We start from the raw sequence: 25,082 nt of genomic DNA on the forward strand, positions 1-25,082 counted from the left end.
AAAAGGCCGCGCCATGCCGGCGCGGCCTCGAAGTCATCCTAGATCGTGGTCTTGAAGCGGCCGCCCGCGCCCCGGGCTCGACACCGGGACGCGGGCCTCGCCTTCAAGGTCAGAACTTCGCCGTCATGCCGACGAAGAAGCGGCGGCCGAAATAGCCCAGTTCGGTCAGGCGGATGTCGCCCGCGGTCGACCGTTCGTCCTCCTTGGTCAGGTTCTTGCCCTCGACGAAGAACGACAGGCCGGGGGCCCAGCTGAAGCCGGGCTTCACGGTGATCTTGCCATCAAGGTAGCCGGTCGAGTCGCGATAGACCGGCTGGAGCGAGTTGTCGGCGGCCGAGACCAGGTACCTGGAGCGGTAGTTGTAGGCCAGGCGGGCGTTCAGCGGGCCCTTATCATACCACAGGGTCAGGTTGGCGCTGTCCGAAGACAGGCCCGGGAACGGCAGCGGCGAACCGTCCAGCTGCGAGAAGAGCCGGACGTTCTTGGCCTTCTGGTAGGTGTAGTTGACGTCGACCCCGAAGCCCGAGAGGAAGCCCGGCAGGAAGGTGAAGGCGGTCTTGGCGGTCACTTCGACCCCCGAGATCTTGGCGCCCTGGCCGTTGATGTAGGTGTTGTAGTTGTACTCCACGCCGTCGCCATAGACGTCGCGCTTGCCGATCAGGGTGCGCGACGAGACGTAGAACGACTCGATGTCCTTCTTGAACAGGCCGACCGACACCTGGGTGTCCTGGTTGGGATAGTATTCGAAGCTGAGATCGTACTGGTTGGCGCGGTAGGGCTTCAACTCCGGATTGCCGGCGGTGCAGCTCGGCTCGTCGAACTCGCCGTTGGCGTCGGGCGAGGCGTCAGTGGTGCAGGCCACCGTCGGCATCAGGAAGTCCATGCGCGGACGGGCCATCAGGTTGGCGAAGCCGGCGCGGGCGGACAGCTTGTTGGGAATGAACCACAGGCCGACGTTGAAGCTGGGCAGCCAGACCGTGTAGTCCTTGGTCATCTTGCCCAGCGAGTTGCTGAGCAGATAGGTGGTCGTCCCAAAGATCGCGCTGCGGCTCGACACGCCTTCGCCGGTCGTCCGGGTGTGGACCCGCCGCCAGCCGAAGTTGCCGTCGACGTCGTAGCTGCCCAGCGGGAAGCTGTAGTCGAACTTCAGGTACAGGGCGTCGGTCTTCTCCGAGATGATGTACGGAAACTGGCTGTGGGGCTTGCCGTCGCTGCCGACGGTGTTTTCCAGGTTGTTCAGGTTGAAGTGCGAGGTGTCGAGGTACTGGGAGACCTTGTTGAAGTCCGGAAAGTTCCAGGTCGACGGGATCGAGCCGCCGCCCCAGTAGAAGTCGCTGGGCAGCGGGCTCATCGCCGAGCCGAACAGGGCGTTGGAGAAGCCGCGCGACCAGGTTTCCGTCGTGGTCCAGTAGCCCGTGCCGTAGGTCGCGCCGTAGGTCGGATCGGTCTGGTCCGCCGTCTGGGTGTTGGAGATCACCGCCGTCGAATTGACCGCGTTGGAATAGATCACCGTGTCGTCGGTGACCGAAGACGGGTTGGAGCCGCCATTGATGATGAAGCCGCCATAGCCGTAGCCTTTCATCGCGAAGTCCGTGGCGCGGCCGCCGAACTCGATCTTCTTGATGAACGGCAGGTTGGTCTCGTAGTCGAAGTCCAGCTTGTACTGCTCTTCCTTCGATCCATTGTTCGACGGGCGATACTGGATCTGCCATTGGCGGATCGCCGAGGCGTCGCTGGGGCTGTAGCCGCTGGCGAAGGCGAACGAGGGGGTGCCGGTGGCCGGGTCCAGGGTGACGGTCATGCCGGGCGTGTCGAAGCTGACGCTGACATTGTTGGTCTGCGACACGGTGCTGGTGTCGGCCTTGGAGCCCTGGAACTCGATCTGCAGGCGGTCGCCGCGATAGTTGGCGCCGAAGTTGTAGTAGTTGCTGGTGGTGTCGTAGGCGAAGTCGCGGGCGCTGATGCCGAAGCCGTTGTTGCCGCCGGCCCCCGTGGTGTTCACGCAGTTGCCCAGCGTGTAGCCGATGACGTTGTGGTTGGCGTCGACCTTGACGGCGCTGGCGGTGGTGTTCGTCGACGAGCAGCTGGTGGCGTTGGCGGTATTTCGCAGGCGGGTCGCCGTGGTGAAGTCTGTGCCATAGTTGATGTCGTTGAGCGTCTGCGAGCGGTCGTTGCGGTTGTAGCTGACCCAGGCGTCGAGCTTGTCGGTGAACCGGTACTGGGCCGTGAACTCGGCCGAGAGGCGTTCGTCGTTGCGGGTCCAGACGCCGTAGCGGGCCGTGCGCGGCGCGTAGTCGTACCATTGCGACAGGCAGGCGTTGCGCAGGTTGGTGGTCGAGATCTGGGTCGCGTCGGGCGTGGTCAGGCCCGAGCAGCCGGCGGCGGTCGTGACGTTGCGCGCCAGGTCGTTGATCTGGGAATTGTAGGCGCTGCTGTAGTACGGGACCGTCTTGTCGGCCGAGGCGTCGAAGTCGGCGAAGCGGCCCCAGGACGAGTTGCGGACATAGTCGCCGCGGGTGTCGACGTTGTCGTAGGTGACGTTGGCCATCAGGCCCAGCCGGCCGTCGAACAGGGTGGTGGCGGCGAACAGGTTGCCGCGCGGCTTCCAGGTGTCGGCCGTGTCGAGGTTCTGGGCCGAGGCGGTCAGCGACAGGGTCGGCTTCTTGAAGTCCAGCGGCTTGCGGGTCTTGACCGAGACCGTGCCCCCGACGCCGCCTTCGGTCATGTCGGCGGTGAAGCCCTTGAACACGTCGATCGACTGGACCAGTTCCGAAGCCAGTTCGCGGAAGTCGTTGGACCGGCCGCCGCCGCCATAGACCTGCAGGTTGCCGGCCGTCGACAGCGTGCTCATGCCGTTGATCTCGACGCGGTTCAGGTCGGGCTCGACGCCGCGGATCGAGACCGCGTTGCCTTCGCCGAAATCGCGGGCCAACTGCACGCCGGTGATGCGGCCCAGGGCCTCGCCGACGTTCTTGTCGGGGAACTGGCTGATATCCTCGGCGACGATCGAGTCGGAGATCGTCCCGTTGCGCTTCTTGCGGTTCATGGCCGACTGCAGGCTGGCCCGGGTGCCGACCACGACCACCTCGTCGACGGTGCTGACCTTCTCCTCGGCGCCCGCGCTCTGGGCGTACGCGCCGGTGGCGAAGGCCAGGCTGGCGGCCAGGGCCAGCAAGGATGTGGTGGCGACAGCCGCGCGACGGCCGCGAGTGGATGCAAGCATTGAGTTCCCTCCCTCTAACCATGCTTGGGACCTCCCGACGGAGGTCCCCGAACGCCTTACCGGCCCCGGCGGCCGCCCTTGGTCGGACGGCTCGTGGCGCGCGGCGGCGCATTTCTCGTACAAAAGGAATAATTCCATATATTGAGATGTCAACGCAATTTGTGGGAAGACAGCCACTTCGTTCCGTGGTGTAAGTTTGCCGCAACGCTCGCGAGGCGGCCCTGGCGCCGATCCAGAGGCCGCGAAGAACGGTCGTCGCGAACCGCAAAACGGGGAAACCAAAGGGATTCGACGCATGAGCAAGCGTGGTGGGAACCGGGGCGCGCGGGTCGCGGCGGCGGCCCTGCTGTGCGCGACGGCGCTGTCGTCGGCCGGCGGGTCGGCTCTCGCGGCGCCGCGCCGGATGGAGGCCCTGGACCGCGGCCTGGTCGCCGTGCCGGCCGTCGACGGCGGCGTCCTGGTCAGCTGGCGGCTGCTGGGCGACGAGCCGGCCAGGACGGCCTTCAACCTCTATCGCGACGGCGTGAAGCTGAACGCCGCGCCCCTGGCGGGGCCCACCGACTTCGTCGACAAGGCGGGCGACGCGTCCGCCACCTACACCGTGCGCGCCGTGGCCAGCGGCAAGGAGTCCCCCGCCGGCAAGCCCGCCAAGGTCTGGGCCGACGGCTATCTGAGCATCCCGATCCAGCCGCCCGCCGACGGCGTGACGCCCGCCGGCGAGGCCTATTCGTACACCGCCAACGACGCCAGCGTCGGCGACCTGGACGGCGACGGCCGCTACGAGATCGTCCTCAAGTGGGACCCGACAAACGCCAAGGACAACGCCTTCGGCGGCTATACCGGCGACGTCTTCCTCGACGCCTATACGCTGGAGGGCCAGCGCCTGTGGCGGATCGACCTGGGCCGCAACATCCGGGCCGGCGCGCACTACACCCAGTTCCAGGTCTTCGACTATGACGGCGACGGCAGGGCCGAGGTCGCGATGCGGACCAGCGACGGCACGGTGGACGGGACGGGCCAGGTGCTGGGCGATCCCGCCGCCGACTGGCGCGAGAACGGCGGCGAGCGGCCCCAGGCCGACAAGACCGGCGCCACGGTCCTGCCCGACGGCACGAAGGTGGCCCGGGTGCAGGGCCGCATCCTCAAGGGCCCCGAGTACCTGACCGTGTTCGACGGCCTGACCGGCAAGGCCCTGGCCAGCGCCCCCTACTCGCCCCCGCGCGACCCGCGCACCGACGCGCCGACCATCGAGCAGATGACGCAGGTCTGGGGCGACGGCTACGGCAACCGCTCCGACCGGTTCCTGGCCGGCACGGCCTATCTGGACGGCCGGCGTCCCAGCCTGGTCTTCGCCCGCGGCTACTATGGCCGCACCACCCTGGCGGCCTGGGACTTCCGGGACGGCAGGCTGACCCGGCGCTGGCTGTTCGACAGCGCCGCGCCGGGCGGCGAAAGGTTCGGCGGCCAGGGCAACCACCAGCTCAGCGTCGCCGACGTGGATGGCGACGGCCGCGACGAGATCCTCTACGGCTCGATGGCCGTGGACGACGACGGCAAGGGCCTGTGGAGCGCCCAGCTGTTCCATGGCGACGCCATGCACGTGTCCGACCTGGATCCCGCCCACCCCGGACTCGAGAAGTTCGGGGTGCACGAGAGCCCAGGCAAGAACGGCGGCGTCGGCGCGGCCATGCTGGACGCCCGCACCGGCCAGGTGCTGTGGAGCACGCCCACCGACCGCGACACCGGCCGGGGCCTGGCCGCCGACATCGATCCGCGCTTCCCCGGGGCCGAAGCCTGGGGAACCAACAGCGACCGCCTCTACACCGCCCAGGGCAAGCCGATCGACGGCGTCAAGCATCCGCGCCAGACCAACTTCGCCCTCTGGTGGGACGGCGACGACCTGCGCGAGTTGCTCGACGGGAACCAGGTCAGCAAATGGGACTGGAAGGCCGGACAGGCGATCCCGCTGCTGACCGCGGCGGGCGTGACCTCGAACAACGGCACCAAGTCGACCCCGGCCCTGTCGGCCGACATCCTGGGCGACTGGCGCGAGGAAGTGATCTGGCGGACCACGGACAACCGCGCCCTGCGCATCTACGCCACGCCCTACGCCACCCAGCGGCGCCTGGTCACCCTGATGCACGATCCGCAGTATCGGATGTCGGTCGCCTGGCAGAATACCGCCTACAACCAGCCGCCGCATACCAGCTTCTATCTCGGCGAGGGCATGAAGGCCCCGCCCCGTCCCGACATCCGGACCCAGTGAGGCCTTCGATGAAAGCTCCCCTCTTCTCCGCCCTGGCCCTGGTCTTGATGGTCCTGACGCCGTCGGCCCGCGCCCAGGACGTGGTGACCCAGCCCAAGCCCGGCGCCCCCGAGCCGCCGCGCGAATGGATCGACAAGGACACCGGCCACCGCGTGATCCGCCTGTCCGACAAGCCCGGCAGCGGCAGCCTCTATTTCAACTTCAACGGCTACACGCCCGACGGGACGACCCTGGCCATCAGCACCCCCGACGGGATCTCGGGCGTCGACCTGAAGACCCACGCCCTGCGCCCGCTGGTCCAGGGCAAGGTCCGGCTGCTGTTCGTCGGCCGCAAGACCGGCCAGGTCTATTATCAACGCATGGCCGAGGACGGCTCGGGCCTGGTCGAGGCGGTCGATCCGAAGACCGCCCAGGTGCGCCAGGTCGCCAGGTTGGCCAAGGGCGTCGGCATCCAGACGATCAACGCCGACGAGACCCTGCTGGCCGGCGTGGCCAACCGCACCGACGTACCGATCCCGCCCAATCTGATGGACGCCCTGCCCCGCAACCCCGACGACGTGAAGGGTCCGGACGGCCGCGAGCTGTCCTACGCCGAGGGCCGCGAGGTGCAGTTGAACGCCCGCCTCGACAGTCGCATCCCGATGGAGATCTTCACGATCGACACGGCCACCGGCGAGCGCAAGGTCGTTCACCAGGCGACCGACTGGCTGAACCACCTTCAGTTCTCGCCCACCGACCCGCACCTGCTGATGTTCTGCCACGAAGGCCCCTGGCACAAGGTCGACCGCCTGTGGCTGACGCGCACCGACAGAGCCGGCCCGCCGGTCAAGATCCATACCCGGACCATGAACATGGAGATCGCCGGCCACGAGTGGTTCAGCGCCGACGGCAAGACCGTCTGGTACGACCTGCAGACCCCGCGCGGCGAGGACTTCTGGGTGGCCGGCTATGAGATCGCCACCGGCAAGCGCACCTGGCTGCACCTGGACCGCAACGCCTGGTCGGTGCACTTCAACACCTCGCCGGACGGCAAGCTGTTCGCCGGCGACGGCGGCGACAGCGAGATGGTCGCCCACGCGCCGGACGGCAAGTGGCTGTACCTGATGCGCCCCCGCGCCATCCCCGATGTCGCCGGCATCCACGCTCCCGGGTCCGAGGCCTTGATCCAGGCCGGCGTGATGGACACCGAGCGGCTGGTGAACATGAAGGACCACGACTACCGGCTGGAGCCGAACGTCAACTTCACGCCCGACGCCAGGTGGATCGTGTTCCGCTCCAACATGCACGGGGCCAACCACGTCTATGCGGTGGAGGTGGCGAAGGCGACGCGATAGGTCCTCCCCCTGTGGGGCAGGGGTATCGCATATGGAAATTCCGGCCCAAATCAGGGTTCGGACCGGCTTTGGCGCCACCTGGATCGACCCAAGGAAAGCTTCGGATCGCGCGCGAATACTGACTTTCGAGTCGGCTCCACTGCGCACCGAGATGGCCGTTTTTCCATATGCGATACCCCTGCCCTGTGGGGGAGGTGTCGGCGAAGCCGACGGTGGGGGGAGTGATCGGTAGGCGCCGCGGCCCAGGTCGACGACCCTAAAACTCCCCCCACCGATCGCTGCGCGATCGCCTCCCCCACAGGGGGAGGAATTTGGGATCACGGCCTCCGATAAATCTCCGCCTCGATGATCCCCAGCCCGCCGCCGGCGGCCACCTTCTCGGCGCCGGTGTCGAGGCCGGCCTTGGCGCCGGTGATTTCGACGATCTTGCCGAAGGCGTCGCGGTCGACGGTCGGCCCGGTCAGGGCGATGCGCAGCCTGGTCCCCTTCACCGGCTTCAGCGGCAGGGTGACATAGCCCAGGCTCTTGGCCGGCGCGCCTTCGTAGACCGTGACGCCGTCCATGGTGATGCGCAGCGGATAGGCGCGCAGCCGCCAGCCGATCAGCTTCAGCACCACCTCGTCGACCACCTGGGGCCTGTCGAGCTGGTACTCGATCCAGGCGTTGGCCAGCTGGCCGTCGCTGGCCCAGTGGGTGGTCTCGTCGTCGTCCCGGGCCAGGCCGACCGTGGCGGGGTTCGAGCCGGCCAGGGTGGCGACGGGCCTCAGGGCCACGCGGCGGACCTTGAAGGACGGCGTGATCGGCGTCGGGCCCCGCGCCAGGCTGACGGGCAGCAAGGCGTCCTCGGTCGATGGCGGCGCGACGTCCAGGGTCAGGCTCGCGGACTTCAGGCCCTCGGCCCGGGCCGTCACCGTGACCTTGCCCGCCGCCAGGGTGGAGCGCAGGGCCACGCGGTTGATCCCCGCCTCGACCGGCAGCGTCCGCGACAGGATGTAGTTGTCGTCGCCGCGCGACGCGCCGGCATAGGACGTCACCCCGTCGACCGTGTGCGCCCCGGTGACGACCTGGCCCGTGGGCGAGGCCGGGGCCTCGGTCGGTTTGACGCCGCCCTTGGAGTCGCCCTGGGCGATGCCGCCGCGCCATTCGGCCGGGCCTTCGACGTCGAATGTCACGAGGTCGAGGGCGGTCGGCACGCGGCGGCCCTGGGCGTCCACCGCCTCGACATCGACCAGGGCCAGGTCGGCGGCGTCGGCCCGCCAGCCGAACGGCCCGGCGCGCGGCGTCAGGCGCAGGGCGACGGCCGGGCCGGTGGTGACGCGCTGGTCCGAGGACACGACCTTGCCGGCGGCGTCGCGGCCGACCGCGCGCAGGATTCCCGGCGCCCAGGCCACGGCCTTGAAGGTGAACAGGAAGCCATCCGACTTCACACCCCGCCCCAGCGACCGGTCGTTCAGCAGCAGCTCGACGCTGTCGGCGCTGGAAACCACCAGCACGTCCTTGGTCACGCCCAGGGCGTAGTTCCAGTGGCCGATGATGTGGCTGCGCGGACGCTCGACGTCGACCCAGCCGTCCCACATCACCTGGTGGGCGTAGAAGCCTTCCTTGGGCAAGCGCATGGCGTCGACCTCGCCGCTGCGGCGGTAGTTGTTGTCGCCGCGGAAGTGGGTGTTGCTGTCGGAGAAGATGATGTTGACCCCGCCCGAGCTGACCCGGTCGCCGCCGCCGGGCCGCTCGCGCCAGTAGTCGTACCAGCGGCGCACGTCCTCGGCCGCATGGCTGTCCTGATTGCGGTTGTAGTCGGGGCTGTCCTTGTGGAACGGCGGGGTGAAGTCGTCCTGGAACTTTCGCGCCGCCTCGTCGCGGGAATATTCCATGGCCCAGACCGGCTTGGTCCCGCTCTTGTTGATGTACAGCATCTCGCCGCCGTACTCGGCCACCTTGCTGTTCAGCATCTCGCGCGAGCCGATGGCGCGGCCGCCGTGCGGGTCGAACTGGTCGCGGACGGCCTTGAGTTCGGCCATGTGGGCGTCGCTGATGTTCTCGTTGCCACCCTCGTAGAACAGGATCGAGGGGTTGTTGCGGAAGCGGACGATGGCGTCGCGCATCACCTCGACCCGCTGCTCCCAGCGACGGCCCGTGACGTCGCTCTCGGCGTCGCCGGCCGGCATGGCCTGGGGCAGGCCCACGCGATCGGCCGACTCCACGTCCTGGGCGGCCGGGGCGATGTGCATCCAGCGCACCAGATTGCCGCCGCTCTCGACCATCAGGGCGTTGGAGAAGTCGCTGATCCACGGCGGGATGTCGGTCCCCAGGGCCGGCCACTCGTTGCTGGTGCGCTGGGCGTAGCCGTGCACCTGCAGGACCCGGTCGTTGAGGAAGATCATGCCGTTCCTGAACGCCGTCTTGCGGAACCCCGTGCGGGTGACGACCGCGTCGACGCTGGCGCCGTTCTCCACCAGCTCGGTGGTCACGGCGTAGAGATAGCCGTAGCCCCAGCTCCAGAACTTCAGGCCCTTCAGCCGCGTCTGGGCCGAGACGGTGCGGGTCTCGCCAGCGGCCAGGGTAACCGTGGGGCCGTCGAACGCCCCGGCCGGCTTGCCGTCGACGTCGCGCAGGGTCACGCGATAGCGGAAGGTTCGCGGCCGGTCGGACTCGTTGCGCACCTGGGACTCGGCGTGGACCGTGGCCGCCCCGCCCTTGATGTCGAAGCCGTCGGCCCAGACATAGACGCCGGTCGTGCCCAGGCTGGAATAGAGCGGCAGGGTCTGGTGCAGGCCGTCGGTCAGGACCAACCGCACCGCCCGGTGGATCCCGCCGTAATTGACGTTGAAATTGTTGTTGTTCCACTGGAAGCCGCTGCCGGTGGCGCGCTCCTTGTATTTCCAGTCGCTGTCGACCCGCACGGCCACCACATTGACGAACGGCGCGGGCTTCAGCGCCTTGGTGGCGTCGACGCCGAAGGCCGTGACGCCGTTCTCGTGGCCGCCGACCCGGACGCCGTTCACATAGACGTCGCCCGCCTGGCGCACGCCCTCGAATTCCATGAAGGCCTTGCCGCCGACCGCCGGCCCGGCGTCGGACGGCAGGACCAGACGCTTGCGATACCAGGTGATCCCGCCCTTCAGGTCGTGAATGTCGACCTTGAAGGCCTCGTCCTCGTTCCAGGCGCGCGGCAGGGTGACGGGCTTCCAGGCGGCGTCATCGAACCCGGGCTGCTCGGCCCCGGCGATCTCGCCGGTCGCCATGCGCCAGCCGTCGTTGAAGGGACGGTCGATCCGGGAGGCGGCTGCGGCCGGGCTCGTCAGTCCCAGAGACAGGCATAGAGCGCACAACCAGCCCAGGATCGAGCCCGAAAGGATGCGTCGCATCGTGCTGCCTCCAAAATTGGCCAGACCACTTCAGGCCTTTCGCCACCTGTGGCTTGACATCCCGGCGCCTGTCAAGGCATTCTCATCATATCGGATGATGTTCCATATTGTGGAATATCGGACGTAGGTTCTGGACTCCTGTCCATTCCTCCTCACACGCGCACTCGCCCGTCCTTCCCCCATCCGGGCCAGCGGAGCGCCTGATCGGCGCTCCGCTTTTCTTCCCTTCTAACGCTTACCGTCCCGGACAGCGCGGACCGCCAAGGAGCGGCTGGGCGCCGGTCGAGGCCGGATGCACATAGGCCGAGACCGGCAGCTTCAGGAACGCCAGGCGGGCGGCGACCAGCGACGCCGCCAGCCGCGCCCCGCCCTCGTTGATGTGGGTCGTGTCGCTGTTGCCGTTCGGATAGCGGGCGACGCCGTCCTGTGGCGTATAGATCAGGTAGAAGCCCCGCGATCCCGCCTCGCCCCGCGCCTGCTGGGCGCCCATCATGTCGGCGTCCAGGTCGATCAGCGGCGCGCCGGTGGCCCTGGCCACGTCCCGGACCGCCTGGGCGTAAGGGCCGTGGGTCTCCTGCACCTGGTCGCCGACGAACACGTGCTTGGCGATCGGGGTCATCAGCACCGGCTGGGCGCCCCTGGCCCGGACGTCGGCGACGAAGCGCGTCAGGTTGTCGGTATAGGCGCCCTTGGGATCGGTGAAGCGGACGATCTTCACCCGGTCGGCGTCGTTGTGGCCGAACTGGATCAGCACGGTGTCGCCGGGCTTGAGCTTCTCCAGCAACCCCGTCCACAGGCCTTCCTCGATGAAGGTCTTGGTCGACCGGCCGCCGCGCGCCAGGTTCACCACCTCGACGCGGGGATCCAGAGAGCATTTCAGCACCATGCCCCAGCCCATCTGCGGATAGGCCGAAGCCCCGTAGTTGGCGGCGGTGGAATCGCTGGCGATCAGGATGCGGGCCACCGGCGCGGCCATGGGCGCGGGCGGCGGCACGTCGGTCAGGTCGGGCCTCGGCGCGCCAGGGGCGGTCGCCGAAGACGCGGCCTGACCCAGCGCCAGGGCCGCAATCAGGCCGAGCAGGCTCACCGCTCCACCTTCGCCAGGATCGACCGGTCGATCTGGTCCAGGGTGTTGACCCCGGTCAGGGCCATGGCCACCCGCATCTCCTTCTCGATCAGGTCGAGCAGCTGGGTCACGCCCGGCCCACCGCGCGCGGCCAGGGCGTAGATGAAGGCCCGGCCCAGCAGCACGCCCTTGGCGCCCAGGGCCAGCATCCGCACCACGTCCAGGCCCGAGCGCACACCGCTGTCGGCCAATACGGTCAGGCGGTCGCCCACCGCCTCGGCGATGTCGGGCAAGGCGCGGGCGGAAGACAGCACCCCGTCCAGCTGCCGGCCGCCATGGTTGGAGACCACGATGCCGTCGGCGCCGATGTCGGCGGCGGCCTTGGCGTCCTCGGGATCCAGCACGCCCTTGATAATCAGCGGGCCCTTCCACTGGTCGCGGATCCAGTCGAGGTCCTTCCACTGGATCGAGGGATCGAAATTGGCCCCCAGCCAGCCCATGAAGTCCTCCAGGCCGGAATTCGCGCCCAGCACCGGAGCGACGTTGCCCAGGGTGTGGGGCCGGCCCATGACGCCGACGTCCCAGGCCCAGCCGGGCTTGAACACCGCCTGCATCAGGCGCCGCGCCGCGGCGTTGGGGCCGCTCATCCCCGAATGGGCGTCGCGATAGCGGGCGCCGGGCACGGGCATGTCGACCGTGAACACCAGGGCCGTGGCCCCGGCGTCGGCGGCCCGGGCCAGCAGGTCGCGCATGAAGGCCCGGTCGCGCAGCACATAGAGCTGGAACCAGATCGGCGCCGGGCTGGCCTTGGACACCTCGGCCAGGTCGCAGACCGAGACCGTCGACAGGCAGAACGGCACGCCCTTGGCGGCGGCGGCCTTGGCGGCCTGGCACTCGCCGCGCCGGGCGTACATGCCCGTCAGCCCCACCGGGGCCAGGGCGACCGGCAGGGCCTGGTAGTGGCCGAACAGGGTGGTCGAGGTGTCGACCTGGGAGACGTCCTTCAGCACCCGCTGGCGGAGGCTGAGGTCCGCCAGGTCCGAGACGTTGCGCGCCAGGGTCCGCTCGGCATAGGCGCCGCCGTCGATATAGTCGAACAGGAAGCGCGGCAGCTTGCGCCGCGCCGCCTCGCGAAAGTCGGTGGTGGAGGAGACGATCACGGAACTACTGCAGGTTCACGAACGCGCCGCCATCGACCAGCAGCGCCGCGCCGGTGACGTACTTGGCTAGGTCCGAGGCCAGGAAGACGATCGGTCCGGCCAGGTCGTCGGGCTCGCCCAGGCGGCCCAGCGGGATGCGGCCGGCCATGTATTCGCGCTTCTTCACGTCGGCCAGATCTTCCTTGTTGATCGCCGTCTCGATGGTGCCCGGCAGCACCGAGTTGCAGCGGATGCCATGCTTGCCGAGCGCGATGGCGGTCGATTGCATCAGGCTGTGCACGCCGGCCTTGGTCGGGGTGTAGTGGGTCTGCATGCCGCCGCCGACCAGGGCGCTGATCGAGCTGACGGCGATGATCGCCCCGCCATGCCCCTGCTTGACCATCTGGTTGGCCGCCGCCTGCACCATGTAGTAGGCGCCATGCAGGTTGACCTTCATCGTCCGTTCCATGACCTCGGGCGGCATGTCGAGGAAGGCGTGGAACGGGCAGATGCCGGCGTTGTTGACGAAGACGTCGACCTTGCCGAACGCCGCGACGGCGGCCTCGACGAAGGCCTTGGCGGTGGCCACCTCGGCCACGTCGCCCTTCACGGCGATGGCGCGGCGGCCCAGGGCCTCGATCTCGCGCACGGCGTCGGCCGCGCCCGCTTCGTCGGAGTGGTAGTTGATCGCCACGTCCGCGCCGTGCCGGGCGCAGCCGATGGCGGCGGCCTTGCCGATCCCGCCCGAAGCGCCGGTCACCAGCACCACCTTGTCCTTCAGAAGCATCGTTCCTCCACTCTCACGCTTGAACAGGCCGCCTATCGCTTGGCGACTGTCCGCTTCTCGTTCCATCCCAGCTCGACGCTGATGGCGTTGGCGCAGTTGCGCACGTCGTCGGTCAGGTCGGCCATGCGCGCGTCGTCCATGTACTGGGCCGCGCCCGAGACGCTGATCGCCGCGACGATCTGGCCGCTGGGCCCGCGGATCGGGGCGGCCACGCAGCGGATGCGGTCCTCGTTCTCCTCCAGGTCGAAGGCCACGCCGCGCTTGGCGTAGTCGCGCATCCAGGCGATCCACTGCTCTTCGTCGGGACCGTGCTCCGAGCGCGGACCTTCCTTGCGATAGAGCTCGCGCCAGCGCTCCTCGGTGTCGTCCAGCACCAGGGCCTTGCCCAGGCCGGTCGAGCGGATCGGCTGGCGGTCGCCGACGCGCGAGCTGATATTGATCCGGCGGCGGCCGGTCAGCTTGTCCAGGTAGTGGGCGCGGTCGTCTTCCAGCACGCCCAGGTGGACGGTGTCCTCCAGCTCTTCCCACAGCTTCTCGAGATGCGGGCGGGCCAGGCGCGGCAGGTCCATCTGCTGGCCGGCCAGATAGCCCAGCTCCAGCAGCTTGGACCCCAGGCTGTAGCCTTCGCGCGGGGTCTGGGCCAGCAGCCGGCGCTCGACCAGGGCGGTGGCCAGGCGGTGCGTGGTGCTGCGGGTCAGGCCCAGGCGCTGGGCCAGGGCGGGCAGGCCGATGGTGCCGGAATCGGCGACCACGTCGAGCAGGTCCAAACCGCGGAACAGCGTCTGGCTGCCGCTGGGCGCCTTGCCGCCGGGGCTGTCTTCCTTGGCTGCCACTGCGGCTCCCCTTGACGCGTCACGTTTCATTTTGTAGCACTCTCTCTCATAATATGGTACCTAGCGCAAGCGGCGAAGGCGACGATCCGGTCTCCGAAAGTCAGGGCGCGCCACCGTGTCATAGGACGTCCCGGGGAGGTAGGCGCGACCTTTGAAAGTCTCGCCAAGCATGTCGAAGGCCTTTGCCTAACGATACGCCCTTCTCTTCCTTTAAGTTGATCGCTTCCTTTCAGGAAGTGTTTGGGCTGGAGCTGGTTTTTCCCATGCCGTTTCCCCTTATCCGGCAGGTTCGGGCCTATGTCGTGCGCGGCGGCGGCGCCGACTATCACGACCAGGGCGAAGGCCACTGGATCGACGACCACATCGCCACGCCGATGTCGCGCTATCCGGAATACCGCCAGAGCCGCCAGAGCTTCGGCATCAACGTTCTGGGCACGCTGGTCGTCGAGATCGAGGCCGCCGACGGCACGGTCGGCTTCGCGGTGACCACGGGCGGCGAGCCCGCCGCCTATATCGTCGAAAAGCACCTGGCCCGCTTCCTGGAAGGCCGCGATCCCACCGAGGTCGAGAAGATCTGGGACCAGATGTACTTCTCCACCCAGTATTACGGCCGCAAGGGCCTGGTGGTGAACGCCCTGTCCGGCGTCGACCTGGCGCTGTGGGACCTGCTGGGCAAGCTGCGCGGCGAGCCGGTCTATCACCTGCTGGGCGGCAAGGTCCGCGACGAGCTGACCTTCTACGCCACGGGCGCGCGGCCCGACCTGGCCCAGAAGATGGGCTTCATCGGCGGCAAGATGCCCCTGCACCACGGCCCGGCCGAGGGCGAGGAAGGCCTGCGCAAGAACCTGGAAGAACTGGCCACGATGCGCGATCGCGTGGGCGAGGACTTCTGGCTGATGTTCGACTGCTGGATGGCGCTGGACCTGAACTACGCCACCAAGCTGGCGCACAAGGCCCACGAATATGGTCTGAAGTGGATCGAGGAGGCGCTGAGCCCCGACGACTACTGGGGCTATCGCGACCTGAAGAAGAACGCCCCCAAGGGCATGCTGGTCACCACCGGCGAGCACGAGGCCACCCGCTGGGGCTTCCGCATGCTGCTGGAGATGGAGTGCTGCGACATCATCCAGCCTGACGTCGGCTGGTGCGGCGGCATGACCGAGCTGGTCAAGATCTCCAACCTCGCCGACAGCCGCGGCGTGCTGTGCATTCCGCACGGTTCCAGCGTCTACAGCTACCACTTCGTCATCACGCGCCATAACAGCCCGTTCGCCGAGTTCCTGATGATGGCCCCCAAGGCCGACGAGGTGGTCCCGATGTTCCACCCGCAGCTGATCGGCGAGCCCGTGCCGGTGAACGGCAAGCTGAAGCTCTCCGACGCCCCCGGCTTCGGCGTCGAACTCAATCGCGAGGTCGGCCTGCACCGCCCTTACGCTCGCTGATCTTCTCGCCAGCTTGATCTTCTCGAAAGACTAGAGCCATGAAACTCCTGCGTTACGGCCCGCGCGGCGCCGAAAAGCCCGGCCTCCTCGACGCCGAGGGCAAGATCCGCGACCTGTCCGGCCACGTGGCCGACATCACCGGCGCGCAGCTGTCGCCCGAGGGCCTGGCTCGGCTGGCGGCCATCGACCCGGCCGTCCTGCCGGTGGTCGAGGGCTCGCCCCGCTACGGCGTGCCGATCGGCAATGTCGGCAAGTTCCTGGCCATCGGCCTGAACTTCGCCGACCACGCCAAGGAAGCCGGCCTCGAGCCGCCGCCCGAGCCGATCTTCTTCACCAAGGCGACCTCGTGCCTGAACGGCCCGAACGACGACGTGATGCTGCCCAAGGACGCCGTGAAGGGCGACTGGGAGGTCGAGCTTGGCGTGGTGATCGGCAAGCGCGCCCGCTATGTCGAGCAGGCCGAGGCTCTCGACTACGTCGCCGGCTATGTGCTGGTCAACGACGTCTCCGAGCGCGCCTTCCAGAAGGAGCTCGGCTCGCAGTGGGACAAGGGCAAGGGCTGCGACACCTTCGGCCCCGTGGGTCCGTGGCTGGTCACGTCGGATGAAGTCGGCGACTGCCAGGACCTGGACATGTGGCTGGACCTGAACGGCAAGCGCATGCAGACCGGCAACACCAAGACCATGATCTTCGGCGTGGCCGAGCTGATCGCCTATATGAGCCGCTTCGTGACCCTGGAGCCGGGCGACATCCTGACCACCGGCACCCCGCCCGGGGTCGGCGAAGGCCAGAAGCCCGAGAAGATCTTCCTCAAGGCCGGCGACGTGATGGAACTGGGCATCGAGAAGCTCGGAACCCAGCGCCAGACCGTGATCGCCTGGACCAAGGAAGGCGTCGCTTGAGCACTCCCTACACCAATCGTTTCTCCGGCCGCGCGGCGGTGATCACCGGCGGGGCCTCGGGCCTGGGCAAGGCCGTGGCCGCGCGGATCGTCGCCGAGGGCGGCCAGGTCTGCCTGTGGGACCTGGACGCCGAGGGCCTGAAGGCCGCCGCCGCCGAGGTCGGGGCCGCCCACGTCGTGGCCCTGGACGTCTCCGACCAGGCCGCCGTGGCCGCCGCCGCCCAGGCCTCGAACGCCGCCCTGGGCGGGCGCATCGACATCCTGGTGGCCTCGGCCGGCATCACCGGCGCCACCGCCCCGGTCCATGAGTACCCGCTCGACAGCTGGCGGCGGGTGATCGACATCAACCTCAACGGCCTGTTCTACTGCTGCCGCGAGGTGGCCCCGTTCATGATCGCCGGCGGCTATGGCCGCATCGTCAACGTCGCCTCGGTGGCCGGCAAGGAAGGCAATCCCAACGCCAGCGCCTATTCGGCCAGCAAGGCCGGGGTCATCGGCCTGACCAAGTCCCTGGCCAAGGAACTGGCCACCCAGGGCGTGATCGCCAACAGCCTGACCCCCGCCACCTTCGAAAGCCCGATCCTGGAGCAGCTGCCCCAGAGCCAGGTCGACTACATGCGCTCCAAGATCCCCATGGGCCGCCTGGGCGAGGTCCACGAGAGCGCCGCCATGGTCTGCTTCATGGCCTCCGAGGAATGCAGCTTCACCACCGGCGCAACCTTCGACACCTCCGGCGGACGCACCACGTTTTAAGGAACAGCGGAGCGATGACCTATCTCGGCCCGATCATCGACCCGCACATGCACCTGTGGGACCTGGACCGGCACTATTACAGCTGGCTCCAGGACACGCCGCTGCCGAACAACCCGGCCGGCGACATGTCGCCGATCGCCTACCGCTCCTACGGGCTGGACGACTATCTGGCCGACACCGCCGGCTGGAACCTCGTCCAGACCGTCCACGTCGAGTGCGGCCTGCCGCCCAAGGACCAGCTGTCGGAGACCGACTGGCTGCAGGGCCTGGCCGAGACGCGCGGGGTGATCGGCGGAATCGTGGCGGGCGCCAACCTCGACGATCCCGGCGTCGAACCCCTGCTCGAGGCCCAGGCGGCGCGGACCGCTGTTCGCGGCGTGCGCCAGATCGTCAACTGGCACAAGGATCCGGCCAAGACCTACGGCCCCACCGACCTGCTGCTCAGCGACGCGTGGCGGGCCGGCTACGCCCTGCTGGCCAGGTACGGCCTGTCGTTCGACCTGCAGCTCTATCCGTCGCAGATGGCGACCGCCGCCGAGCTGGCCGCGGCCCATCCGGACATTCCCGTGATCGTCAACCACGCCGGCATGCCCACCGACCGCGACGAGGCCGGGCTGGCGGCCTGGCGCGAGGGCTTGGCCCTGGTGGCCGAGCGGCCGAACGTCAGTTGCAAGATCTCGGGCCTGGCCATGATCGACCGAGCCTGGACCGTCGACAGCCTGCGCCCCTTCGTGCTGCGGGTCATCGAGACCTTCGGCCCGGCCCGCTGCATGTTCGCCAGCAACTTCCCGGTCGAGAAGGTGCACGGGTCGTTCGGCGGCTTCTACGCCGCCTATGACGCGATCACGGCCGACTTCGGCCCGGCCGAGCGAGACCTGATGTTCTCCGGGACGGCCAGTCGAATCTACCGCTTGCCGCCGCCGACGACCTGACCAACGACAAGAGCAAGAAACGGGAGGATACGATGAGCAAAGACCAGGACCGGCCCCTCGCCTTCCGCATGCAGCTCAAGCCCGGCGTCGCCGCCGAATACGAGCGCCGCCACGACGACCTGTGGCCCGACCTGGCCGACGCCCTGCGCAAGGCGGGGATCCACGACTATTCGATCTTCCTGGACGAGCAGACGATGAGCCTGTTCGCCGTGCTGCGCCTCAGGCCCGACAACACCAAGGACGCCTTGCCGCTGGAGCCGGTGATGCAACGCTGGTGGGACTACATGGCCGACCTGATGGAGGTCCATCCGGACAATCGGCCGGTCGAATGGCCGCTGAAGCCCGTCTTCTATTTCGAGGGCTAGGATGACCCGCCTCCCCCTCCGCGCCCGCCTTCCTGGCCTTGGGTCGCTGGCCGCGGCCCTGCTGGCGACCAGCGCCCCCGTTCAGTCGTTTGGGGCTGAACCGGTGCGCTACACGATGACGGCGTTCACCAACGCCAGCCAGTCGAACATGAGCGTCTACGATTCGGCCGACGGCGCGCGCTTCACCCTGAAGAAGCCGCTGGCCTACACCCCGCCCCAGGGGCTGATCCGCGATCCCAGCGTCATCAAGCATACGGACGGCTGGTACTACGTCGCCTACACCACCGGCTGGACCGGAAACACCATCGGCCTGGCCCGTTCCAAGGACCTGACCGACTGGACCTTCCTGCGCGACGTGACCATCAAGCTTCCCGGCGCGGCCCCCGACCCGACCAACAGCTGGGCGCCGGAATGGTTCGTGGATCAGGACGGGTCGGTGAACCTGATCCTGTCGGTCTCGACCACCGGCATCGCCGGCCAGTTCCGGCCCTATCGCATCACCGCGACCGACGCCTCGCTGGCGACCTGGTCCGCGCCCAAGCCCCTGGCGGGCCTGGGGCCCAACTTCATCGACACCTTCGTGGTGCGCGAGGGCGGCCTCTACAACGCCTTCGCCAAGAACGAGACCAGCAAGGTCATCGAGCTGTGGACCGCCCCCTCGCTGGACGGCCCCTGGCAGGCCAAGGGGACCGGGGACTGGGCCGGCTGGGGCAAGGGGGTCGAAGGCCCCGCCATGGTCCGGGCGCCGGACGGCGGCTGGCGGATCTATTTCGACGAGTACTCGGCCAAGCGCTACTGGTACAGCGACAGCAAGGACGGCTTCCGCACCTGGACGCCGAAGGCCGAACTGCCGGCGCTGTCGGGCACGGTGCGCCACTTCACGGTGCTGAAGGAAGGCGGCGACGCCCCGGTCGCGGCCAAGCCCGCGCAAGTCCACCAGATCACCTGGGACAGGTATTCGCTGAAGGTCGACGGCGAGCGCGTCTTCTCGTGGGGCGGCGAATTCCATCCCTTCCGCGTGCCCAGCCCCGACCTGTGGCGCGACATCCTCCAGAAGATGAAGGCCAGCGGCTACAACACCGTCGCCATCTATTTCGACTGGGGCTACCACTCGCCAAAACAGGGGGTCTACGACTTCCAGGGCGTGCGCGACATGGACCGCGTGCTGACCATGGCCAAGGAGGAAGGCCTCTATGTCATCACCCGCGCCGGCCCCTATGTGAACGCCGAGCTGACGCGCGGCGGCTTCCCGGGCTGGCTGGTCAACCAGCAGGCCCGGGCCCGCACCGACGCGCCGGAATACATCGCCGCCGCCGACGAATGGCTGACCCAGATCAACGCCGTCATCGCCCGCCACCAGCTGACCACCGGCCAGGGCACGGTGATCGCCCACCAGATCGAGAACGAGCTCGACGTGGTCGGCGCCCCGCAGCAGCGCTACATGCAATGGCTGGACGACAAGGCCAAGGCCGACGGGATCACGGTCCCGATCTTCCACAACGACAAGGGCCGCAACGGCTACTGGGTCCCCAAGGGCTCGAACGTGCCGGGCACGGTGGAAGGCCCCAACGACCTCTATGCCTTCGACGGCTATCCGGGCGGCAGCTGCAAGGTCGATTCCACGCCGTCCAGCCCGGGCGTCGCGCCCGACTGGGGGCTGTACGGTCCGGGCGGCGCCAAGGGTGGCGCCTCGGCCAGCCCCAACACCCCCGGCTTCGCGGCCGAGTTCGGCGGCGGCTGGTTCGACTACTGGGGCAGCAACGGCGACTATGACTGCACGGCCATCCATCGCGGCGTCGGCTACCAGCGGGTGTTCTACGGCACGAACATCGCCAACGGCCTGACGATCCAGAGCTTCTACATGACCTATGGCGGGACCAGCTGGGGCTGGCTGCCGGCCCCGGTGGTGTTCACCTCCTACGACTACGGCTCGGCGATCGACGAGGCCCGGGGCCTGCGCGACAAGGCCCGCGTGATGAAGCAGATGGGCGAGTTCATCGCCGCCGTGCCGGACCTGCGCCGCATGGACAAGGGCGAGGCCGTCGTTCCGTCGAACGACAAGGTCCGCGTCTATCACAACGTCAACGCCGAGACCGGAAGCCACCTCTACGTCGTGGTCCACAACCCCAGCAGCGCCACCGGCGACGAGGCCTTCACCTTCAAGGTCAAGACCCGCGACGGCGCGTACGAGGTCCCCTCGCGGATCAAGGGCCAGGACAGCAAGATGCTGATGGCCAGCTACGACCTGGGCGGTCAGCGGCTGGTCTATTCGACGTCCGAGATCCAGACGCACCTGAAGTGGAACGACGGCGACCTGGCCCTGCTGTACGGCCGGGCCGGCGAGGCGGGCGAGACGGTGCTGCGCTACGCCTCCGCGCCGAAGGTCGAGGTGCTGGAGGGCGACGTCCAATCGGCCTTCGACGCCGCCAAGGGCGACCTGAAGCTGGCCTACGTCCACAAGGGCCTGGCCCGCGTGCGGATCACCGGCGGCGGTCGCCCGCCCCTGACCCTGCTGCTGGCCGACGCCGAGACCGGCCAGACCTTCTGGCGTCGCGATGCGTCCCATGGGGCCCTGCTGGTGCGCGGCCCGGGCCTGGTGCGCGGCGACGCGACCAAGGGCGGCGTGCTTAGCCTGACCGGTGACACCGAGACCGACAGCCCGCTGGAGGTGTTCGCGCCCAGGGGCGTGACCGCCATCCGCTGGAACGGCGCCAAGGTCGCGGCCAAGGCCACGGCCTCGGGCAGCCTGCTGGCCGACAAGCCCCTGGCCGGCCCCGCGGCGATCACCCTGCCCGACCTGGCCAAGCTGGACTGGAAGACGGCGCCGGGCTCGCCCGAAGCCGACCCCAGGTTCGACGACAGCGCCTGGCTGAAGACCGAGGGCCGCCGCGGCGGCTCGACCGTGCGCGGTCCCACCGGCCAGCCGGTGCTGGACATGAGCGCCCATGGCTTCCACCAGGGCGACGTCTGGTATCGCGGCCGCTACCAGGGCAAGCCCGACATCGACACCCTGACCCTGCACTACGGCGGCGGCGGGGCGGGCATGCTGCAGGTCTGGCTGGACGGCCGGTTCCTGGGCCAGCACGAGCTGGACGGCGGCCTGCCCCGCCCGATCACCATGGGTGTCGCGACCTTCAAGCTGCCCGAGGACCTGCGCGGAACCGGCGAGCACGTGATCTCGGTGATGGTCCGCAACAACGGCCACAACTGGGACCTGGACGCCGACGACTTCCACAAGGAAGCCCGCGGCCTGGTCTCGGCCTCGCTGTCGGGCCCGGGGACCTACAGCTTCGCCGTGCCGATCGCCTGGAAGATCCAGGGCAACCTGGGCGGCGAGGACATCCAGGATACCGTGCGCGGCAACGCCAACAACGGCGGCCAGTACGGCGAACGCGAAGGCTGGCACCTGCCGGGCTTCCCCGACGCCTCATGGACCAAGGCCGACATGGCGGCGACCAGGCCCTACGCCGGCACGACCTGGTACCGCACGAGCTTCGACCTGGACCTGCCCAAGGACCAGGACACCACCCTGGGCCTGACCATCGGCGATCCGGACAAGCCGCGTTCGCCGGGCCGGTACCGGGTGCTGATCTTCGTCAATGGCTGGAACATGGGCCAGTTCATCGCCCATGTCGGCCCGCAGCGGACCTTCGTCCTGCCGACCGGCATCGTCGACCTGCATGGCCGCAACACCCTGGCCCTGGCGGTGACCAGCGACGGCGCGCCCGGCGACGCCTTGGAGACCGTCAAGCTCGTCAACCTGCGCACCGTGCGCGGCGGCCTTCCCGTCGCCCGCGTTCCCGCGCCCGACTTCAAACCCTGACCGGACGCTCCCCCCGTCCGCGCCTGAAAGACTTCCAAGGAGACTATCGTGCCCAATCTCGCCCACGGCCTCGAGGCCAAGGACATCAAGGCCAAGATCGCCCTGCTGATCAGCAACCTGGTCGACATCCAGGACGAGACCGGCGAGTTCCTGCTGCGCCTGGACGACGGCCGGGTGATCGACACCAAGGGCTGGAACGACTGGGAATGGACCCACGGCGTGGGCCTGTACGGCTTGTGGAAGCAGTACGAGATGACCGGCGACCCGCGGGCCTTCGAGATCATGACGACCTGGTTCGCCGACCGCTTCGAGGCCGGCACCCCGACCAAGAACATCAACACGGTCTCGCCGTTCCTGACCCTGGCCTACCTCTACGAGGCCACCGGCGACCACACCTACCTGCCCTATCTGGAGACCTGGGCCGACTACGTGATGTACGAGGGCCCGCGCACCGAGGAAGGCGGCTTCCAGCACATCGTCTTCAACAGCGAGAACCCCCAGCAGCTGTGGGACGACACGCTGATGATGAGCGTCCTGCCCCTGGCCAAGATCGGCCTGCTGCTGGGCCGCGACGACTTCGTCGAGGAGGCCAAGCGCCAGTTCATGGTGCACGTCAAATACCTGGCCGACCGCAAGACCGGCATGTGGTTCCACGGCTGGACGTTCGAAGGCCGGCATAACTTCGCCGACGCCCTGTGGGCGCGCGGCAACTGCTGGGTGACGATCGCCATCCCGGAGTTCATCGAACTCCTGGACCTCAAGCCCGGCGACGCCCTGCGCGACTTCCTGATCGACACCCTGGAAGCCCAGATCAAGGCCCTGGCCCGCTACCAGGACGCCGAGACGGGCCTGTGGCGGACGCTGGTCGACGACAAGACCTCGTACCTGGAAGCGTCGGCCACGGCCGGCTTCGCCTATGGAATCCTGAAGGCCGTGCGCAAGCGCTACGTCGGCCGCGAGTATCAGGAAATGGGGATCAAGGCGCTGAAGGGCGTCCTGGCCCATATCGACGACAGGGGCGAGCTGCAGCAGGTGTCGTTCGGCACCCCGGTGTTCGACACCCTGCAGGGCTACAAGGACATCCCCCTGACCTCGATGCCCTACGGCCAGTCGCTGGCCATCCTGGCCCTGGGCGAGTTCCAGCGCGCCTTCATCTAGCTTCGGCGGACTTGACCCGATCCGGTCGCGAGACCGGATCGGACGGGGCGACAAGACCCCTCTTCATTCGGGAATGACACGCAGATGGCGACGCCGGAACTCCGCACACCCACCTGGATCAACTACTGGGGCTGGGGTTCCGGCGACATGCTGGGGGCCGGCGCCCAGGCCGTGATCACCGGCTGGCTGGCCTATTTCTTCATCACCTTCTGCGGCCTGTCGGCGGTCGAGACCGGCCTGATCCTGGGTCTGCCGCGCCTGCTGGAGGCGATCACCTGCCCGCTGATCGGCTACATCTCCGACAACCTGCGCCACACCTGGGTCGGGCGGAAGATCGGGCGGCGCAAGATCTTCCTGATCATCACCATCCCGCTGCTGCCCAGCTTCGCCCTGATCTTCGTCACGGGCCAGACCTTCGCCTACTACCTGACGACCTTCATCTTCTTCGAGTTCCTCTACACGATGTTCCTGATTCCGTGGGAAACCCTCGCGGCGGAAATGACCAAGGATTACAAGAAGAAGGCCAAGTTCGCCGGCGCGCGGATGCTGATCGCCCAGAGCTCGGCGATCCTGGCCTCCTACCTGCCGACCCTGATCATCAACCACTTCGGCGGCAAGGATTCGTCCGGCACCTTCCTGATCATGGCCGCGATCTTCGGCGGCCTGTTCAGCCTGGTCGTGCTGCTGGTAGTGCTGTTCACCTGGGAGCGCCCCTACACCGAGGCCGAGATGCGGATCCAGCCCGAGCCCATGGACTGGGGCAAGGCGGCGCTGATCCCGGTCAACATGTTCCGCGACCTGTTCTCGACCCTGCGCATCAAGGCCTTCCGCCAGCACCTGTCGCTCTATCTGGGCGGCTACATCTCGCAGGACATCTTCAACACCGCCTTCCCGCTGTTCGTGGCCACGGTGATGATGGGCGCCACCCTGGTGATCTCCCAGCTGATGACGACAATGTACCTCGCCCAGCTGGTCTCGGTGATGATCGCCATCAACGTGGTCATCCGCACCGGACCGACGGCCGCCTATCGCATGGCCATCAGCTTCGTCGGCGCGGCCCTGCTGCTGTTCCTGGCCTTCTACCTGATCAAGCCGGCGGGCTTCGCCGAGGGACTGTCGGCGCTGGGCGGCGACACCTTCGCGGCCTTCATCCCCACCAGCGCGGCGTTCAATCCGATGGTGGCGTTCTGGCTGTTCGCGCCGATCATCCTGGCGGGCCTGGGGCGCGGCACGCTGAACTTCGTGCCCTGGAGCGTCTACAACTACCTGCCCGACATCGACGAGGCCGTGACCGGCCAGCGCCGCGAGGGGATCTTCGCGGGGGTCATGACCTTCGTGCGCAAGATCGCCCAGTCCGGAGCCATCGTGGTCACCACCTCTCTGATCGGCCTGGGCGGTTATGTCTCGGCCGACAAGGCCCACCCCGGCGTGGCCGTGGTCCAGTCTCCCGAGGCAGTGCGCGCCGTGGTGCTGGTGATGGTGGGCGGACCGATCCTGGTCATGCTCTGGGGGCTGTGGATGTCGTGGTCGTTTCGCCTCAACGCCAGGACCCACGAGGTGCTGATCCACGAGGTCGAACGTCTGCGGGCCGGCGAGACCGAACCGGAGAGCGCCGAATCCAAGGCGATCGTCGAGAACCTGACCGGCTGGCGCTTCGAGCGGCTGTGGGGGCGCGGCTAGAGCATTTTCGAG

At 68.1% G+C, this 25,082-nt stretch carries 16 protein-coding genes; 10 read left to right on the plus strand and 6 right to left on the minus strand.

Annotated features, from left to right (window positions below):
- Window positions 1-109 precede the first annotated feature (109 nt).
- Window positions 110-3,223 carry a TonB-dependent receptor gene (locus AC07NX_RS01225; protein ID WP_494638378.1) on the minus strand — a complete coding sequence of 1,038 codons (3,114 nt, stop codon included), beginning with the start codon at window positions 3,221-3,223 and terminating at the stop codon, window positions 110-112.
- 295 nt (window positions 3,224-3,518) lie between these two features.
- On the opposite strand from AC07NX_RS01225, the gene AC07NX_RS01230 reads away from it, so the two are divergent.
- Both AC07NX_RS01230 and AC07NX_RS01235 read left to right on the plus strand, forming a co-directional pair.
- The gene (locus AC07NX_RS01230; RefSeq protein ID WP_494638379.1) at window positions 3,519-5,489 is read left to right on the plus strand and encodes a rhamnogalacturonan lyase; all 1,971 of its coding nucleotides are present in this window, start codon (window positions 3,519-3,521) and stop codon (window positions 5,487-5,489) included.
- An 8-nt stretch (window positions 5,490-5,497) separates the two neighbouring features.
- Window positions 5,498-6,823, plus strand: coding sequence for an oligogalacturonate lyase family protein (locus AC07NX_RS01235; RefSeq protein ID WP_494638380.1), 1,326 nt, complete (start codon window positions 5,498-5,500; stop codon window positions 6,821-6,823).
- A gap of 317 nt (window positions 6,824-7,140) precedes the next feature.
- Here AC07NX_RS01235 and AC07NX_RS01240 read toward each other — a convergent pair whose 3' ends face one another.
- From AC07NX_RS01240 to AC07NX_RS01260, 5 genes are all read right to left on the minus strand, one after another.
- Window positions 7,141-10,191, minus strand: a complete 3,051-nt coding sequence (locus AC07NX_RS01240) for a DUF4982 domain-containing protein (RefSeq protein WP_494638381.1) — start codon at window positions 10,189-10,191, stop codon at window positions 7,141-7,143.
- A 235-nt stretch (window positions 10,192-10,426) separates the two neighbouring features.
- Window positions 10,427-11,278, minus strand: coding sequence for a rhamnogalacturonan acetylesterase (locus AC07NX_RS01245; protein ID WP_494638382.1), 852 nt, complete (start codon window positions 11,276-11,278; stop codon window positions 10,427-10,429).
- Entirely contained in the window at window positions 11,275-12,417 is a 1,143-nt protein-coding gene (gene lldD, locus AC07NX_RS01250; RefSeq protein ID WP_494638384.1) for an FMN-dependent L-lactate dehydrogenase LldD, read from the minus strand. The genes AC07NX_RS01245 and lldD overlap by 4 nt, the downstream gene beginning before the upstream one ends.
- A gap of 4 nt (window positions 12,418-12,421) precedes the next feature.
- The gene (gene lra1, locus AC07NX_RS01255) at window positions 12,422-13,183 is read right to left on the minus strand and encodes an L-rhamnose 1-dehydrogenase Lra1 (protein ID WP_494638385.1); all 762 of its coding nucleotides are present in this window, start codon (window positions 13,181-13,183) and stop codon (window positions 12,422-12,424) included.
- 32 nt (window positions 13,184-13,215) lie between these two features.
- The gene (locus AC07NX_RS01260; protein ID WP_494638387.1) at window positions 13,216-14,016 is read right to left on the minus strand and encodes an IclR family transcriptional regulator; all 801 of its coding nucleotides are present in this window, start codon (window positions 14,014-14,016) and stop codon (window positions 13,216-13,218) included.
- Window positions 14,017-14,279: 263 nt separating this feature from the next.
- Here AC07NX_RS01260 and rhmD point away from each other — a divergent pair, with 263 nt between their 5' ends.
- The 8 genes from rhmD (at window position 14,280) to AC07NX_RS01300 (ending at window position 25,070) form a co-directional block, all read left to right on the plus strand.
- The gene (rhmD, locus tag AC07NX_RS01265) at window positions 14,280-15,458 is read left to right on the plus strand and encodes an L-rhamnonate dehydratase (protein ID WP_019847834.1); all 1,179 of its coding nucleotides are present in this window, start codon (window positions 14,280-14,282) and stop codon (window positions 15,456-15,458) included.
- A 38-nt stretch (window positions 15,459-15,496) separates the two neighbouring features.
- A complete protein-coding gene (locus AC07NX_RS01270; RefSeq protein ID WP_494638389.1) occupies window positions 15,497-16,360 on the plus strand; it encodes a 2,4-didehydro-3-deoxy-L-rhamnonate hydrolase in 864 nt (287 codons plus the stop codon).
- Window positions 16,357-17,112 (plus strand): SDR family NAD(P)-dependent oxidoreductase, encoded by a 756-nt coding sequence (locus AC07NX_RS01275; protein ID WP_494638391.1) that lies wholly within the window; start codon window positions 16,357-16,359, stop codon window positions 17,110-17,112. The genes AC07NX_RS01270 and AC07NX_RS01275 overlap by 4 nt, the downstream gene beginning before the upstream one ends.
- A 14-nt stretch (window positions 17,113-17,126) precedes the next feature.
- The gene (locus AC07NX_RS01280; protein WP_494638393.1) at window positions 17,127-18,044 is read left to right on the plus strand and encodes an amidohydrolase family protein; all 918 of its coding nucleotides are present in this window, start codon (window positions 17,127-17,129) and stop codon (window positions 18,042-18,044) included.
- A gap of 32 nt (window positions 18,045-18,076) precedes the next feature.
- Window positions 18,077-18,409, plus strand: a complete 333-nt coding sequence (gene rhaM, locus AC07NX_RS01285; protein WP_494638395.1) for an L-rhamnose mutarotase — start codon at window positions 18,077-18,079, stop codon at window positions 18,407-18,409.
- Between the two features lies 1 nt (window position 18,410).
- Window positions 18,411-22,232: a beta-galactosidase gene (locus tag AC07NX_RS01290; RefSeq protein ID WP_494638397.1), complete on the plus strand. Its 3,822-nt coding sequence runs from the start codon at window positions 18,411-18,413 to the stop codon at window positions 22,230-22,232.
- Between the two features lie 48 nt (window positions 22,233-22,280).
- The gene (gene bglB / locus AC07NX_RS01295; RefSeq protein WP_494638399.1) at window positions 22,281-23,390 is read left to right on the plus strand and encodes a beta-galactosidase BglB; all 1,110 of its coding nucleotides are present in this window, start codon (window positions 22,281-22,283) and stop codon (window positions 23,388-23,390) included.
- Window positions 23,391-23,474: 84 nt separating this feature from the next.
- The gene (locus AC07NX_RS01300; protein WP_494638400.1) at window positions 23,475-25,070 is read left to right on the plus strand and encodes an MFS transporter; all 1,596 of its coding nucleotides are present in this window, start codon (window positions 23,475-23,477) and stop codon (window positions 25,068-25,070) included.
- The last annotated feature ends 12 nt before the right edge of the window (window positions 25,071-25,082 follow it).

This window comes from Caulobacter sp. GW821-FHT09A05 (assembly GCF_059418465.1).